Origin of the sequence: Pseudomonas sp. 5C2 (assembly GCF_034314155.1) — a bacterium.
Lineage (GTDB): Bacteria > Pseudomonadota > Gammaproteobacteria > Pseudomonadales > Pseudomonadaceae > Aquipseudomonas.
Genome location: NZ_JAVIWH010000002.1, coordinates 720,603 through 735,847, shown reverse-complemented (window position 1 = coordinate 735,847; position 15,245 = coordinate 720,603). Strand labels below are relative to the sequence as shown.

The following is a 15,245-nucleotide window of genomic DNA, read 5'->3' as shown; positions in this document are numbered from 1 at the left end:
CGTCGGCATCTCCATCATGTGATGACCTGATATTGGAAACGGTCCGAGCGGCTGGTGGACTGCGCAAGCTCCACCGGCTGGCCGGACGAATCACGGGAAAGGGTAAAAACACTGAGCGCGGGCAAATGACGGGGCATGAGCAACAGACCCGCCTCCTCACGACTCGGCAGGCGCGCGCCAATCAGGCTGAATGTGCGGGTCAACGGCAGGTCGCGCTCAGCGAAAAACTGGCGCAGCGAGCCCCCGGTATAAGGCGCCAGCAGCTCGGTTCGGCTGGCGCAGTAACGGTGGCGGATCAAGCTCACGGGCTGACCGTCGACCATGCGCAATGTTTGCAGCTCAATCAGCGGTGCCTGATCGGCCAGTCCCAGGTGCCTCGCCTCATCGCGGTTGGCCAGGCAACTACGCCGCTGCAGCAGCCGGGCTTCAACCCCATGCCCGAGCGCCGATAACGACTGGCTATACGCGCTTTCTGCAACCAGCGGATAGATCAGCGGACGCTCCAGCACCTGGGTGCCACGGCCCTGGCGACGCAACACGCTGCCATCGAGCACCAACTCATCAATGGCGCGGCGCACGGTATGCCGGTTGACGGAAAATCGCGCGGCCAGGCGGATCTCCGCTGGCAGGTAATCCCCGGCCCGATAATCGCCGAGCTCCCGGCGCAAAGTGTCCGCCAGTTCGCGGTAAACGGGTTCAATTTGTCTAGACAACTGCATGGTTTAAAAAAAGCGCCGTTTGGCACCCTCTCCGTTAAATGAACTGTTTACGCAGGCGTTGCGACAGGATGTCGATCACGCTCACCACGACGATAATCACCAGCAATACGGCGCAGGTCTGGACGAACTGGAAAGACCGGATGTTCTCCCAAAGGATCACGCCAATCCCCCCGGCACCGACCATTCCGACCACCGTGGCCGAGCGTACGTTGGACTCGAAGCGATACAGGGCGTAGGAAATCCATAGCGGCATGACTTGCGGGATGACCCCGTAGATGACTTCTTGCAGAGCACTGGCGCCGGTAGCGCGCACGCCTTCGACGGGGCCTGGATCAATGGCCTCGACCGCTTCAGCAAACAGCTTGGCGAGGACCCCCGTGGTGCTGATCCACAACGCCAGAACGCCAGCGAACGGGCCCAGACCGACCGCGACCACAAACAGCATCGCGAACACCATTTCGTTGATCGAACGGAACGAGTCCATGACTCGGCGCAATGGCTGATGAATCCACCACGGGGTGATGTTCTCGGCGCACAGAATCCCCAACGGCACCGAGCAGACAATCGCCAGCACCGTGCCCCACAGTGCGATCTGCACCGTGACAATCATTTCTTTGAGGTACGAGCGCCATTCGCGGAAATCTGGCGGGAAGAAGTCACCTGCGAAGGTCGCCATGTTCCCTGCATCGCGGTACAGCGCCAGCGGGTTCATCTCAGCGCCATGCCAGGCCCAGGCCAGCATGGCGAGGAACAGGCCCCAGCCCACATATTGCGGCCAGGTACGTTTGCCGACGGCTTCAGCATGTGCAGCATTGGAAGTCATAAACGGCTCTCAAATAGGGCAGCCATAAAAGGCTGCGATGACGCGACGCGCGGGGGCGTCGCGTCGGCAGGCGTCAACCGGCGCTGGCGCTGGAGGTGCTCTTCTTTTCCAGCTTGGTGATTCGTTCTTGCAGCTTGGCCAGACCCGCATCGAGCTCTTTCAGTCGCTCGGCTTTTTCTTTGGCGTCGAGGGTGGTGCTGGCATTGACTTCGGTGCGCTGCTTGAACAGATCAAGCTGGCGGATCGGCAGTAATTGATCGTCGGAGGACGGCAGGAACTTGCCCAACTGCATCTCTTTGAGTACAGCCTTCTCGTGATCGGTATCGCCGTAGGTGGCGAAGAACTCGCGAATTTTTCCCTTGTCGACATCCGACAGACCTTTGTTCCAGACCATCGGATCGGCAGGGATCAATGGCGACTTCCAGATGACCTTGAGCATGGCGGCCTGGTCCGGTTGGGTAACGACCAGACGGTCCCAGCTTTCAGTGTTAAAAGTGGCAACGTCGAGTTGACCTTTGGCCACGCTCAAGGCGTTCACTTCATGGCTGGAGTTGAGCGTACGTTTGAAGGCGGTGGCGGCATTCACATTGTTCTTGGCGAAGACGTAGTAGCCCGGCACCAGGTAACCGGAGGTGGAGTTTGGATCACCGTTGCCGAAGGTCAGGTCCTTGGCGTTTTTGAGCATGTCTTCGACCGAGTTGATCGGACTGTCCTTGCGCACGATCAACAGGCTCCAGTAACCGGCGGCCCCATTGGCGGCGGCAGTCTGGGCAAAGATTTCACCGTTGGAACGGTCCACGGCTTCCATCGCGCCCTTGTTGCCCAACCAGGCGATATCGACCTTATTGAAGCGCATACCCTGAATCAATCCGGCATAGTCGGAGGCGAAGGTCGCGTTGACTTTAAGACCGGTTTTTTTCGACATATCGTCGAGGAACGGCTGCCAGACGCTTCGCAGATTGGTCGAAGACTCGGTGGACATAAGGCCGAAGTTGATGACTTTTTCTTCAGCCTGAGCGGTGCTCAGGAAACAGGTGGCCAGTAAGGCGGCAGACGCGAAAACACGACCCATACGATTCAACATGGAAGGATTCCTGAAGGTGGCGTTGGTTGTTTGTTTTTTAGAGCAACTGCAACGAAATCAGGCCTGCGCAAGCGCCAGTTTTAACGGTCTTTCGGCGCTACGCGTTTTGTCGGAGAACAGAAGACTGCTGTCCAGATCCGCACCGTACAGGTCGTTGAGAAGTTGAGTGCTGAGTGCTTCAGCGGCGCCATCAAAATGAATGCGCCCGGCTTTAAGGGCCACGGCGCGTTGGCAATAACGCACGGCGTAATCCACTTGATGCAGGGTGACGACAACGGTCTTGCCGTCACGGCGATTGATATCGGCGAGGATTTCCATGACCTTGCGTGCGGACTCAGGGTCCAGTGACGCAATAGGTTCATCGGCCAGAATAACGTCGGCCCGCTGGGTCAACGCACGAGCAATCGCCACGCGCTGTTGTTGACCGCCTGAAAGGGTCGAGGCGCGCTGAGTGGCGAGATCGGCCAGACCCACGCGGTCCAGGGACTCCATCGCCCACTGTTTTTCCTGAGTATTGAACAGGCCCAGATTGCCGCGCCAGCCGGGCATGCGCCCCAGACAACCGAGTAACACGTTGTCCAGCACGCTGAGGCGATTGACCAGATTGAACTGTTGGAAGATGTAGCCGATATCCGCCCGCAGCTGGCGGACGTTGCCATTGAGGCGGCCTGAGGCCTGCACTTCGCGGCCCAGCACCTGCACCCGGCCGCCGTTGGTGCGATCACAACGCGCGAGCCCCGCCATATGGCGCAACAGCGTGGATTTTCCCGAACCTGAAGCGCCGATCAGCGCAACCATTTCACCGGGTTGTATAGACAACGCAAGATCAATCAAAGCAGCCTTGCGAGCAAAAGTCTTGTTCAGACGGTCGACATGGATAGCTGCGTTCATGGGCTTCTCTGTCTGGTTGAACAGCCTTTGCACGGCTGCGTTTGTGTGCAACTGACAGTAAAGAGAAGGTGTTTCAGGCCCATGAACCGGGGATGACAGTAAGGTAACGATTGGTTGACGGTTTGTAGACGCCTCGGCCCTCTCTGCGAAGGCCGGGGACGTCTAACGCAGACTCAGATGCGGAACGTCCCCACCAGATGCTGCAACGTAGCGGCTTGGTGCTCCAGGTCGGCACAGGCTTCAAGGGTCGATTTCAGGTTGCCTACACCATCCTGATTCAAGGTGTTGATTTGAGTGATATCAACATTGATCGACTCGACGACGGCCGTTTGCTCCTCGGTCGCGGTAGCAACCGACTGGTTCATACCGTCGATTTCGCCTATGCGGCCAGTCACGCTACTCAGTCGATCTCCGGCCTGATTGGCGATGGTGACGCTGGTTTCGCTCTGGCGCTGGCTTTCGGTCATGGTCACTACCGCTTCCCGTGCGCCAACCTGCAACTCTTCGATCATTTTCTGCACTTGCTGAGCCGAATCCTGGGTGCGATGCGCAAGGTTGCGCACTTCATCGGCCACCACGGCGAAGCCTCGGCCTGCCTCGCCCGCCCTTGCCGCTTCAATGGCGGCATTGAGCGCGAGCAAATTGGTCTGCTGCGAAATGCTGGTGATCACCTCAAGAATCTGGCCAATGTTGACGGTCTTGCTGTTGAGGCTCTCAATGTTGACGCAAGACGAGCTGATTTTTTCCGACAATAGATTCATCGCCTGGATAGTCTGCTGCACGACCTTCTGACCATCGCTGGCAAGGTGGCTGGCAGCGCTGGAATGCTGCGAGGCCAAGGATGCGTTTTGCGCGATTTCCTGGGCCGCCGCACCCAGTTCGTTGATAGCCGCAGCAACACTGCTGGTCCGGTTGGCTTGCTCGTCGGAGTTGAGCATGGACGAGTTTGAAGCACACACGACCCGCGCAGCCACCTCGCTGAGATGAGCGGCGGTGTTGGCCACTTCTCGAATCGACGCATGGATACGTTCAACGAAACGGTTGAATGACTGCGCCAACGCGCCGAACTCATCCTGAGAATGGATGGACAGACGCTTGGTCAAATCACCCTCACCGTCGGCGATGTCCTGCATCGCTCGGCTCATCAGGTGCAACGGCTGCATGAGCACACGAATCAGCAGGCCCAACAGCACGATGATAAAGACCACGACCACCACCATGGCGGTCAGCGCCGAAGTGCGGAACTCACTGAGCATCGAATAGGCCGCGTCTTGATCAAGTACCAGCGCCACGTACCAATTCGCCGAAGCAAGGCCGTCGACATGGGTGAAGGAGATGAATTCCGACTTGCCGGGCAAGTCGACTTCAGTAACCCCGGGAGCAATTTTTGGCGTACCGGTCGGGTAGGCATCGCTCAGGTTTTTCAGGACCAGCTTGCTGTCCGGGTGAACCAGAATTTTGCCGTCACCGCTGACGATGAATGCATAGCCGTGACCACCAAAATTCAGAGCGTTGATGGTATTGCTGATGCTGTCCAGCGCGATATCGGCGCCCGCCACCCCGACAAACTGATTGTCATGTTTGACGGGAGTGGCCAGGGTGACCACCAGTTTGCCCGAAGACGCAGCAATATACGGTTCCGTCACGATGGTCGTCCGGGCGCTTTCAGCCGCCTTGTACCAGCCGCGAAGGCGTGGGTCGTAATCCGCAGCGCGGTTGCCCGCCGGGACGGAAAACATCACGCCATCATTACCGCCAAAATAGCTCAGCTGAAAATTATCGACGTAAGCTGGCAGCCCGACCACCCGTTGCAGCGTACTCGGGGATGTGCCGTCAACGGCAATTTGCTGGGCCATCGATTGCAGCAACTGAGTGCGGCTTTCCAGCCAGGTCTGGATGTTATGCGTAGTGAGACTGGCTAACTGTTGCAGTTCAAGAAAAACATTGGCACGCACGGTTTGACGTTGCCGATAGTCATTCACGGCAATAAAACTCGTAAATGCGACAACAATAATTAACGTGGCGGCGAGCAGAATCTTCCTACTGAAACCCAGACTTTTGATCATGCGAGCAAATCCACTACAAGGAATGACAACCGCATATTCGCAACGCAAGTGCGAACAGGGGAATGGCGATGCAGCGTTGTACGGACTTACGCCTTGAAAAGGAAGCCGTTGCTTGAAGAAGACCCGTTTTTTCGACCCGCCGCGTACCCAACCTCCCTCCTGATCACAACATCACAACATCACAGACTCCAAGTGACAGCGCACCAGGCGGTCCCTTGCCTCACCCTTCGTCGCCACCAACGCCTGCGGTTTGTCACAGCCAGCAGTGGCACGCGGGCAGCGGTCGCGGAAGAAACAGCCGGTGGGCAGGTTGCGGTTGCCGGGCAGTTCAGTGGGGGCGGCGACCTGGGCATTATCAATCGGCGCGCCAAGACGTGGCACCGCGTCCAGCAACAATTGCGTGTAAGGGTGCCTCGGGTGATCAAGCACTTCGGCGGCGCTGCCCAGTTCGACTATCTGCCCCAGGTACATCACGGCCACACGGTCGGCCATGTGCCGGACGACGGAAACGTTGTGCGAGATCAGGATGTAGGTCAGGTCGCGACTGCGTTGCAGTTCACTCAGCAAGTTGAGGATCTGCGCTTGCACCGAAATGTCCAGTGCCGAGGTCGGCTCGTCGAGGACGATGATGTCCGGGTTGGACGACAGTGCTCGGGCGATGGCAATGCGTTGCCGCTGCCCACCGGAAAATTGGTGGGCAAAGCGGTCCATGTACTCGGTGCGAATGCCCACTTGAGCTGCAACTTTGGCTGCGATATCGCGCATCTCTCGACGCGGGACGGCGCGCTGGACGAACAGCGGCTCGGTGATGATTTTCCAGATCGGCAGACGCGGATCGAGAGACGACTGCGGGTCCTGGAACACGATCTGCACATTACTGCTGCGCTCGCGGGCGTCGTTATAGATCCAGTCCAGCGTCCCGCTGGTGGGTTTGATCAGCCCCATCAACAGTTGCGCCAACGTACTTTTGCCACAACCGGACTCACCGACCACGCCGAGAGTTTCACCAGCACGAACGTCCAGATCAATACCGTTCAAGGCATGAGCCATGCCCTTGGGACGCCCCAGCCAATCGCTGCCCACCGGGAAATGCACCCGCACATCGCTCAGGCCGAGAATCGCCGCATTGTCGCTGGGCAGTCGTTTACGTGCAGTGCTGATCATGATGTTTGCTCCTGTACAGTCAGCCAGCAAGCGCTCTTGCGCAGACCTTCGGCGTCAATGGCTTGCAAGGGCGGGCGTTTGCTGCAGACCGGCATCGCGTACTGACAGCGGTCGCGGAACGTACAACCTGCGGGCAACGCGGCAAGATTCGGAACCTGGCCAGGAATAGTCATCAGGTCTTCACCCGGCTGCACTTGCTCCGGCAGGCCGCTGAGCAAACCGCGAGTATAGGGATGGCGCGGATCGACCATGACCTCGCCAGTCGCCCCCTGCTCCACCACGGCGCCGGTGTACATCACGTAGACCCGATCGCAGAACTGCGACACCAGCGCCATATCATGGGTGATCAACAGGATTGCAGTGCCACGCTCTCGGGCTTTTTCCCGCAACAGCAGCAGCACCTGACGCTGCACAGTGACGTCCAGCGCAGTGGTCGGTTCGTCGGCAATCAGCAGCTGTGGATCGCAGGAAAAAGCCAACGCGATCATCACCCGCTGACGCATGCCGCCCGACAGCTCGAAGGGGTAGCTTTCCAACACCTGCTCAGGGTCGGCAATGTGCATGTCACGCAATAGAGCAATGGCCTTGGCCCGTGCATCGGCCTTGCTCAAGTGCTGGTGATGAATGATCACATCAAGCATCTGTCGACCGATACGGCGGGTCGGGTTAAGCGCAGTCATCGGCTCCTGGAAAATCATCGCGACGTCACGGCCACGGACTTTAAGCAGGTCTTTTTCTTTGGCCGCGAGCATGTCGCGACCCAGAATGTGCAGGCTGCCGCCACTGACGTGGTAACTGCGTTCGGGCAACAGGCGCAGACTGAGCATGGCGGTGACGGATTTACCTGAACCGGACTCGCCGATCACTCCGACGATTTCGCCAGGATTGACGTGCAGCGAAACGCCGTTGAGGGCCTTGACCGTACTGCGGTAAGCGGGAAACTCCACGCTCAGATTGTCGATGGTCAGGACCGGAGTATTCGCGTTCGGCACGTGTGCGCTCACTTCTGGAGAGGTCTGCATGGTCATTTCCCCTGTTGACGCGGATCGAGCAAGTCCCGTACGCCGTCGCCCAGCAGATTGAATCCGGTCGCCGTGACCAAAATCGCCAGGCCGGGGAACGTCGAATACCACCATTGGTCGAGGATGTAGTTACGCCCCGTGGCAACCATTGCCCCCCACTCCGCCGTCGGTTGTTGCGCGCCGAGTCCGATGAAACCCAGGGCCGAAGCCATGAGGATCGCGCTGCCAATATCCAGGCTCAGTTGCACCAACAACGGCGGCATCGCATTGCGCGCCACGTGCCAGAGCACGATGTGCCAGCGCCCGGCACCGAAGGTCTGCGCGGCCTTGACGTAACCCATCTGACGGATGCTCAACGCTTGCCCTCGGGCCAGTCGCACATAGAACGGAATCCGCACCAGAGTGATCGCCAACATGGCGTTGAACAGGCTCGGGCCCAACGCGGCGGCCAGGGCCATGATCAACACCAGCGACGGCACCGAAAGCATGATGTCCATCAGGCGCATGGTCAGGCTGTCAAAACGCCCACCAATGACCCCGGACATGCAGCCCAGCAACCCGCCGATCAGACACGAGGAAAAGGCCACGAACAGGCCGACACCGACCGATTGCTGACTGCCGTATAACACTCGACTGAACAGGTCACGGCCGACTTCATCGGTGCCGAACCAGTGCGCGGCGGAAGGCGGTGCCAGGCGATGCACCAGGTCCAGTGCGTTGGGGTCATGGGGCGCCAGCCACGGCGCGAACGCCATGCACAGCAGGACGACCAGGGAGATCGCCAGGCCCGCCATGGTCAGCGGGCTGCGACGAATCTGGTAGGCCAGGTAGGCGAACCTTTCCCTCCAGCGCGGGGGGTGGGCAAGCGGCGCGACGGTCAGCGGGTTAACGGGAATAGACATGTCAGTTGACCTCGCCAATGCGGGGGTCGATCACGCGGTAGAGCAGATCGATGGCCATGTTGAGCAGTACATAAATGAAGGACACCCAAATCGCGAAGCCCATCACTGCCGGAAAATCCAGGGACTGAATCGACTTGACCACATAAGCGCCCATGCCTGGCCAGGCGAAGACCGTTTCGGTGAGCACCGCACCATAGAGCAGGTCGCCCAGCGTCAGACCCAATACCGTCACCGACGGGATCAACGCATTCGGCAGCGCATGGCGCAGAATTACCGCCCAACGCGACAAGCCGTAGGCGCGCGCAGTGCGGATGTAGTCCTCACCAAGCTGGTCGAGCATCGCCGAGCGTATCTGCCGCGCCACCACCCCCAGGTTGACAAACCCCAGGGTTACAGCTGGCAGGATCAAATGCTGCAGAGCATTGGAGAACAGCGCTCCATCGCCTGCCAGCAGTGAATCGATCAAGTAGAAACCGGTAAAGGTCGGTGGCGGCTCAAGCCCTTCATCGAGACGACCGCTGCCGGGCAGCCAGCCCAAATGTCCGTAAAACAGCACGATCAAGCCCAGTCCAAGCCAGAACGCGGGCGTTGAAATACCGGTGACGGCCAGGGTCCGTGCAATCTGATCAATGGCCCGGTTGTGGTATACCGCAGACAACACGCCCAATGGCACTCCGATCAGTATCGACAGGGTCAGGGCCGCCAACGCCAGCTCCAGAGTCGCCGGAAAATACGCCTGCAAATCTTCGAGCACCGGTCGACTGGTGCGGATCGAAGTGCCGAGGTCGCCCTGCAACAGGTCAAGCATGTAGCGGCCATATTGCTGATACAGCGGCAGGTCCAGCCCCAATTGATGACGGATGTTGGCGACGATGGCATCGCTGGCACGGTCGCCAGCAATCAGTCGGGCCGGATCGCCGGGGATCAGATGGGAAATCGCAAAGGTGATCAACGAAACGCCCACAACGACCAGCAACAGGCCGAACAGGCGTTTGCGCAACATATTCAGGAAGGCCATCAGGCTCCTCGGTAACGCTTCGGATCGGCAGCGATAAACGTCTGCCGTGGGCACAACGCTGCAACGACCCACCTTTTACAGGTGGGTCGCTGGAGCGATAACGACGACTTACTTGGTGATGGTGTCGATGTTGAATACTTGCTCAAGCATCGGGTTGAACACGTAACCTTTGACTGCGTCACGCATCGGCAGCGTGTAGCTCTTCTGGTACAGGTAGGCGTAGACACTGTCGTTAAGGACAATTTTCTGCGCTTGCTGATACAACTCGGTGCGCTTGGCGGTGTCGTTGTTCGACGCGGCCTCTCGGATCAGTTTATCGACGACCGGGTTGTCATAGAACGAGCGATTGCCCGCCAGGCCTTGCAGCTTGGAGTCGAACCAAAAGTTCATGAACATGTAGGGATCAGCGAAGTCCGGGCTCCAGGAGCCGATGGCAATATCGAAATCACCCGTGCCCAGGCGCTCACGCAGGGTCGCGTTGGCCAGCTTCTCCAACTTGAGATTGACCCCCAGCGGTGCCAGGCCAGCCTGCAAGGTCAAACCGATAGGCTCCCAGTTAGGGTCCTTGTCCGAATACATGAAGTTTAGGCTGCTGATTTTCTCCGGGACTTTCGCCAGGTCGGCCTTGGCCTTGGCTACGTCCTGCTTCATCGGCGGCAACGCCGGATCGTACGCCCACATGCCCTGTGGGATCGGCCCGTTCATGGGTTTGGCTTTGCCCTTGAGAATGCCGTTAATGATGCCGTCATAATCCAGCGCATCGACGATAGCCCGGCGTGCATCCGGGTTGCTCATCGGTGCTTTTTTGTTGTTAAGGTACAGGTACGTGACCCGCAGCGACGGATAGTCGCGAACCACTACGCCGGCTTTTTTGCCCAGCGCATCAAGCTGGTCTTCGGGCATGTCTTCAATGATGTCGAGGTCACCACGCTCCAGTTGCAATCGGCGTACCGACGCCTCACCAATGATTTTGATCACGACTTTTTTCAGCGTTGGCTTGGGGCCAGAAAAGTAGGTGTTCTGCTCCATGGTCAAGGACTGGCCTTTCTGCCATGAGGTCAGGCGGAAGGCACCAGAACCCGCGGTATGGGTCGACAGGTATGCGTTGACGTCGTCGGTCTTCTTGGCGACATCCGGGTTGATGATCGCCCCGCCGTTATGCGCAAGGGTATAGAGGAACGGCGCATACGGTGCTTTCAGGGTAAAGCGCACGGTCATCGGGTCGACCACCGCCACCACCATGTCGTCGGGGAACGCACCGGACGGGCCTTGCTTGAGTTTCATCAACCGGTCGAAAGAAAACTTTACCGCGTTGGCGTCCACTTCGGCGCCATCATCAAACAGGTTTCCGGTTTTGATCTTGAATTCCCAGATCAAGCTGTCGGCTGATGTGGTCCAGCTGGCGGCCAGATCACCTTGCACCTCGGTGCTGCCCTTGCCGTTCTCGACCTTGTAGGCCACCAGTTTCTGGTACGCCGGATAGGTCACGGTCCAGTCGTTGTTATCAATGGTCACGGCCGGGTCGAGGGTCTGCGGGTCGGCGGGTTTGCCGATCATCAGCGTGTCTTGCGGCACGGCGGCGCTGGCCGACTGCCAGGCACCGAGACCCAGAGCCGAACACAGCAAGGCCATGGCCAATTTGCGCGGGGTGAAGATTAGATTCATGCCGGTTCCTTGATCATTCGATATGTGGAAGTTCGTCAGGTTTTTTATTAAAGCTATACCGGGCAGTTAAAGCTCGACCACTCGCAATGAGTGTTCGAAAACGGCCAATCCTTGCCTGTTCTGGAAAAGGATTGCACCGAATTTACGCCGGGATTCATTGTCGTCCCGGTCATGTCAGGCTGTGTCACAGTCAAGCAGGTGTCATCTATTCAGTGGTTGGCCGGACGGATCGAACCGTCGTCAATCAACGGATAGCTCTCGGCGTCGGGCAATTCGTAATGCCACCATTCGCTGGCAATCGGCTGGAACCCGGCGCTCAGCATGATCCCCAGCAGCAACAAACGGTTGCGCTGCACGGCGGTAGGCAGGTCGGCGAAAAACTGGTGAGACTGCTCACGCATGTCATCGAAACCGGTGCCCATGTCCAGCGGCTGGCCGTCGGCGTCGATCAACGTTAAATCGACCGCCACGCCACGGCTATGGTGCGAACCGAGTGTTGGATCACGCACGTATTCCGGGTTAGGCAGCGCCTGCCACAACAACAGTTGGGCATACGGCGGGCGGTAGGCATCGAGGATGCGCAGGCTCAACCCTGCCTGGCGCGCCAGACGGCTGGCCATGCGCAGGCAGCGTTCGGCGTCGCGGTGCAACAAGCAGCGTGGATCTTGATAAATCGGCGTGCCAGCCAGGTTATCGGCGCCAGCGTAGATCAGATCGATTTCGACCTGCAGCGCGTGGGCATCGACTTCGACAAGTAGGCTGCTGTTCACGTAAACACTCCAATCAAAAGTAAGACGCTGGTCATCATGTTGCCGGTTTGATAGCCCTGAGCAGCGCTATTCAAACTGGCCAAAAAGCTCTTGCAGGTGCCGATTTTTTGCCAGACGCTCGTCCAGACGGTCACCGTATTTTTCCGCCACGGCCGACACCATCAGGTTGAAAAGGCATGTCAGCGGTGCCAGGGAATCCCAAAACTGACCCACGTCGGTCTTCAGTTGCAACAGGTCCATGGGGTAATCCCTGGCCCACGGACAGTGGAAATCGGTGACCAATGCCAAGGGCAGATTGTTGCTGCTGGCAATCTCGCAGAATGTGCGGGCCACGCTGGAATAGGTACGGAAATCGGAAATGATCGCGTAGGGATTCTCGAAACTTGAGTTCAGGGACTCCGCATAAGTCCCGGACAGGCCATCGACGTAGTAGACCTTTGGCCGGATGTATTCGAGGTGGCTATGAAACGCGTTGAGAATGCCGCGAGTGGTCTGAATACCGACAATGAATACCGCATCGGCGGCGTACAGACGCTCGACGATGTGGGCAAACTGTTCGCTCCGGGCCAGGCCGTACACGTGCTGAATAGCGTCCAGTTCTCGGCTCAACGAGCGATCCAGCGCATCGCCGTGAGTGGCTTCTTCACGGAAGGCGCCAAGCCGGTCGGTGATCAGCCAGGTATTACCCGAGTCACCGCGCAAGCTTTGTTTGACGTCGTCCAGATTACGGTAGCCCAGCGAACGCAAGAAGCGTCCGACCGAAATGCCCGTGGTTCCGGTTTGCTGCGCGATGCTGTCCGCTGTTTCGAAGGGCAACTTCTGAGGGTTGGCCAACAGGTAACCGGCGATACGCTTCCCTGTAGGCGTCAGGCCAGTGAAGCGCTGTTCCAGCGTCACCAGAAAACTGCTTTTTTCAGTGGAGTTCATGCCGGATTCAACGCCTTGGCGCAGCCATAAATGTTAGAAGACGGTCATTAATCTTCAATATGTTATCAACATAACATTCAAATTCAGACGGATACAACGACTTTTTTGCAGAAATTTTCAGGAAGATTTTTATTGATTCACAGTGGTGCACGATGAAGCTTGAACGCCCGGTTTACGGGCATAAACCGGGATCTGACCAGCCTGCTTCGCGGGCAAATGCGCGTCCTGTTGGAGCGCATTTGTTCGCGCATAACGTGAGCTTGATGCGGCGTATCAGACGTGCGGCTCACCCGGCGCTTTGACCGGCGTCGCATATTGCGGCTTCAAGTGGCCTTCTTTGTCGAGCAACCAGGCGTCCATCACCTGGCGCACGACAGGACCCGCCACGCGACCGCCCGCTTCACCGTTCTCGATCATGACCGAGACCGCGATTTTCGGATGTGCCGCCGGGGCGAAACCAACGAACAAGGCGTTGTCGCGGTTGCGCTCCAGGGTTTTCAAACGGTTGTAGCGCTCACCCTGCTTGATCGCAACCACCTGGGCCGTGCCGCTTTTACCGGCAATCCGGTATTGCGCGCCGAGGGCAGAAGCCCGAGCAATGCCACGCGGGTCATGCATCACCATCTGCATACCGTGATTGACCTGATCCCACTCACTGGAGTCATGCAACACGATGTTAGGCATCGGGTGTTCATCGACCGGTGACACACCATCGATAGTTTTCGCCAGATGAGGCCGATTCCACACGCCTTTGTTGGCAATCAACGCGGTGGCCTGGGCCAGTTGCAGCGGTGTCACCTGCATATACCCCTGCCCGATACCCAAGATGACGGTTTCACCCGGGAACCAGACCTGACGTCGCGTGGCCCGCTTCCACTCACGGGAAGGCATCAGCCCCGCCGACTCCTCAAACATGTCCAGCGACACTTTTTGTCCCAGGCCAAACATGGTCATGTAGTCATGCATGCGATCAATGCCGAGCTTGTGCGCCAGCGTATAGAAATAGGTGTCGTTGGAACGCATGATGGCGGCATCCATGTCCACCCAACCATCACCGCTGTGGTTCCAGTTTCGGTATTTGTGATCGTAATCCGGCAGTTGGAAGTAGCCAGGGTCGAACACCCGGGTCTGCGCGGTAACAACACTGCTGTCCAGCCCTGCAATCGCGACCTCAGGTTTGATCGTCGAACCGGGCGCATACAACCCGCGCAGCACCCTGTTGAACAAGGGCCGGTCGACAGAGTCACGCAGCGCTGCGTATTCCTTGAAGCTAATCCCGGTGACGAACAGGTTGGGATCGAAACTGGGTTTGCTGACCATGGCCAGTACTTCGCCGGTTTCCGGGTCCAGCGCCACCACCGAACCACGCCGATCTCCCAGGGCATCTTCCGCCGCCTCCTGAAGACCGATATCCAGGCTCAGGACAATACTTTTACCGGGGATAGGGTCCGTGTGCTTGAGCACGCGCAACACCCGCCCTTGCGCATTGGTTTCGACCTCTTCATAACCGACCCGGCCATGCAGTTCAGACTCGTAGAAGCGCTCGATACCGGTCTTGCCGATCGATTGAGTGCCGCGATAATCCACTGACAGTTGCTTGGACTCTTTTTCGTTGATCCTGCCCACATAACCAATGGAATGGGCGAAATGCGCGCCCAACGGATAATGTCGAACAAACTGCGGCTCGACGTCGATCCCCGGCAGGCGAAACTGATTGACGGCGACCAGGGCAATTTGTTCTTCGGTCAACTCATACAGCAACGTCACAGGGTCGAAGCGATGACGGGCTTGCTTCAGATCCTTGTCGAACAAAATCCGGTCTTCTTCAGGCAACTGAAGAATACTGATCAGGGAGTCCAGCACCTGGCTCCAGTCCCCGGACCGCTCGCGGGTCATGATCAGGTTGAAACTGGGCCGATTGTCCGCCAGCACCACACCATTACGGTCGTAAATCATGCCTCTTTCCGGCGGGATCGGAAGGACATGCACACGATTGTTCTCTGAAATCGTCGAATGATAAGCAAACTCGGTTACCTGCAGAAAATACATTCTGCCCACCAGAATGCAGCTCAACACGGCCACGAGCAGACCACACGCAAGCAAACGCTTATTGACCAGTTGCGTTTCTTTCTCGTGGTCCTTCAAGGGAATTGGTTCAGGCATTGCTACAGCTTCTCGTTAAAAAAGGGGAAAA

13 protein-coding genes and 1 pseudogene are annotated in these 15,245 nt (G+C 58.1%); all 14 read right to left on the bottom strand.

From position 1 onward, the window contains the following. Positions 1 to 14: 14 nt before the first annotated feature. Positions 15 to 719, bottom strand: coding sequence for a phosphonate metabolism transcriptional regulator PhnF (gene phnF, locus RGU44_RS04065; protein WP_219060709.1), 705 nt, complete (start codon positions 717 to 719; stop codon positions 15 to 17). Positions 720 to 753: 34 nt separating this feature from the next. Next, positions 754 to 1,542: a phosphonate ABC transporter, permease protein PhnE gene (gene phnE, locus RGU44_RS04060; RefSeq protein ID WP_322179633.1), complete on the bottom strand. Its 789-nt coding sequence runs from the start codon at positions 1,540 to 1,542 to the stop codon at positions 754 to 756. Positions 1,543 to 1,615: 73 nt separating this feature from the next. Further along, on the bottom strand, positions 1,616 to 2,626 hold the full coding sequence (gene phnD / locus RGU44_RS04055; protein ID WP_322179634.1) for a phosphonate ABC transporter substrate-binding protein: 1,011 nt from the start codon (positions 2,624 to 2,626) through the stop codon (positions 1,616 to 1,618). Positions 2,627 to 2,683: 57 nt separating this feature from the next. Continuing rightward, positions 2,684 to 3,517: a phosphonate ABC transporter ATP-binding protein gene (phnC, locus tag RGU44_RS04050; protein WP_322215758.1), complete on the bottom strand. Its 834-nt coding sequence runs from the start codon at positions 3,515 to 3,517 to the stop codon at positions 2,684 to 2,686. Positions 3,518 to 3,690: 173 nt separating this feature from the next. Continuing rightward, on the bottom strand, positions 3,691 to 4,455 hold the full coding sequence (locus RGU44_RS24895; protein WP_407074630.1) for a methyl-accepting chemotaxis protein: 765 nt from the start codon (positions 4,453 to 4,455) through the stop codon (positions 3,691 to 3,693). A 90-nt stretch (positions 4,456 to 4,545) separates the two neighbouring features. Then, positions 4,546 to 5,583, bottom strand: a pseudogene (locus RGU44_RS24890) (cache domain-containing protein); the annotation flags it as partial. 171 nt (positions 5,584 to 5,754) lie between these two features. Continuing rightward, positions 5,755 to 6,747 carry an oligopeptide/dipeptide ABC transporter ATP-binding protein gene (locus tag RGU44_RS04040; RefSeq protein ID WP_322179637.1) on the bottom strand — a complete coding sequence of 331 codons (993 nt, stop codon included), beginning with the start codon at positions 6,745 to 6,747 and terminating at the stop codon, positions 5,755 to 5,757. Further along, positions 6,744 to 7,769: an ABC transporter ATP-binding protein gene (locus RGU44_RS04035; protein WP_322179638.1), complete on the bottom strand. Its 1,026-nt coding sequence runs from the start codon at positions 7,767 to 7,769 to the stop codon at positions 6,744 to 6,746. Before RGU44_RS04035 ends, RGU44_RS04040 begins: the two co-directional genes overlap by 4 nt. A 2-nt stretch (positions 7,770 to 7,771) precedes the next feature. Further along, positions 7,772 to 8,671, bottom strand: coding sequence for a D,D-dipeptide ABC transporter permease (gene ddpC, locus RGU44_RS04030; RefSeq protein WP_322179639.1), 900 nt, complete (start codon positions 8,669 to 8,671; stop codon positions 7,772 to 7,774). A 1-nt stretch (position 8,672) separates the two neighbouring features. Continuing rightward, positions 8,673 to 9,689 (bottom strand): ABC transporter permease, encoded by a 1,017-nt coding sequence (locus tag RGU44_RS04025; protein ID WP_322179640.1) that lies wholly within the window; start codon positions 9,687 to 9,689, stop codon positions 8,673 to 8,675. A 108-nt stretch (positions 9,690 to 9,797) separates the two neighbouring features. Continuing rightward, entirely contained in the window at positions 9,798 to 11,354 is a 1,557-nt protein-coding gene (locus tag RGU44_RS04020) for an ABC transporter substrate-binding protein (RefSeq protein ID WP_322179641.1), read from the bottom strand. 209 nt (positions 11,355 to 11,563) lie between these two features. Further along, entirely contained in the window at positions 11,564 to 12,124 is a 561-nt protein-coding gene (gene ddpX / locus RGU44_RS04015; protein WP_322179642.1) for a D-alanyl-D-alanine dipeptidase, read from the bottom strand. A 66-nt stretch (positions 12,125 to 12,190) separates the two neighbouring features. Then, complete coding sequence (locus RGU44_RS04010) at positions 12,191 to 13,051, bottom strand: MurR/RpiR family transcriptional regulator (protein ID WP_322215753.1); 861 nt, start codon at positions 13,049 to 13,051, stop codon at positions 12,191 to 12,193. A gap of 273 nt (positions 13,052 to 13,324) precedes the next feature. Continuing rightward, positions 13,325 to 15,214 carry a penicillin-binding protein 2 gene (mrdA, locus tag RGU44_RS04005; RefSeq protein WP_322179644.1) on the bottom strand — a complete coding sequence of 630 codons (1,890 nt, stop codon included), beginning with the start codon at positions 15,212 to 15,214 and terminating at the stop codon, positions 13,325 to 13,327. Between the last annotated feature and the right edge of the window lie 31 nt (positions 15,215 to 15,245).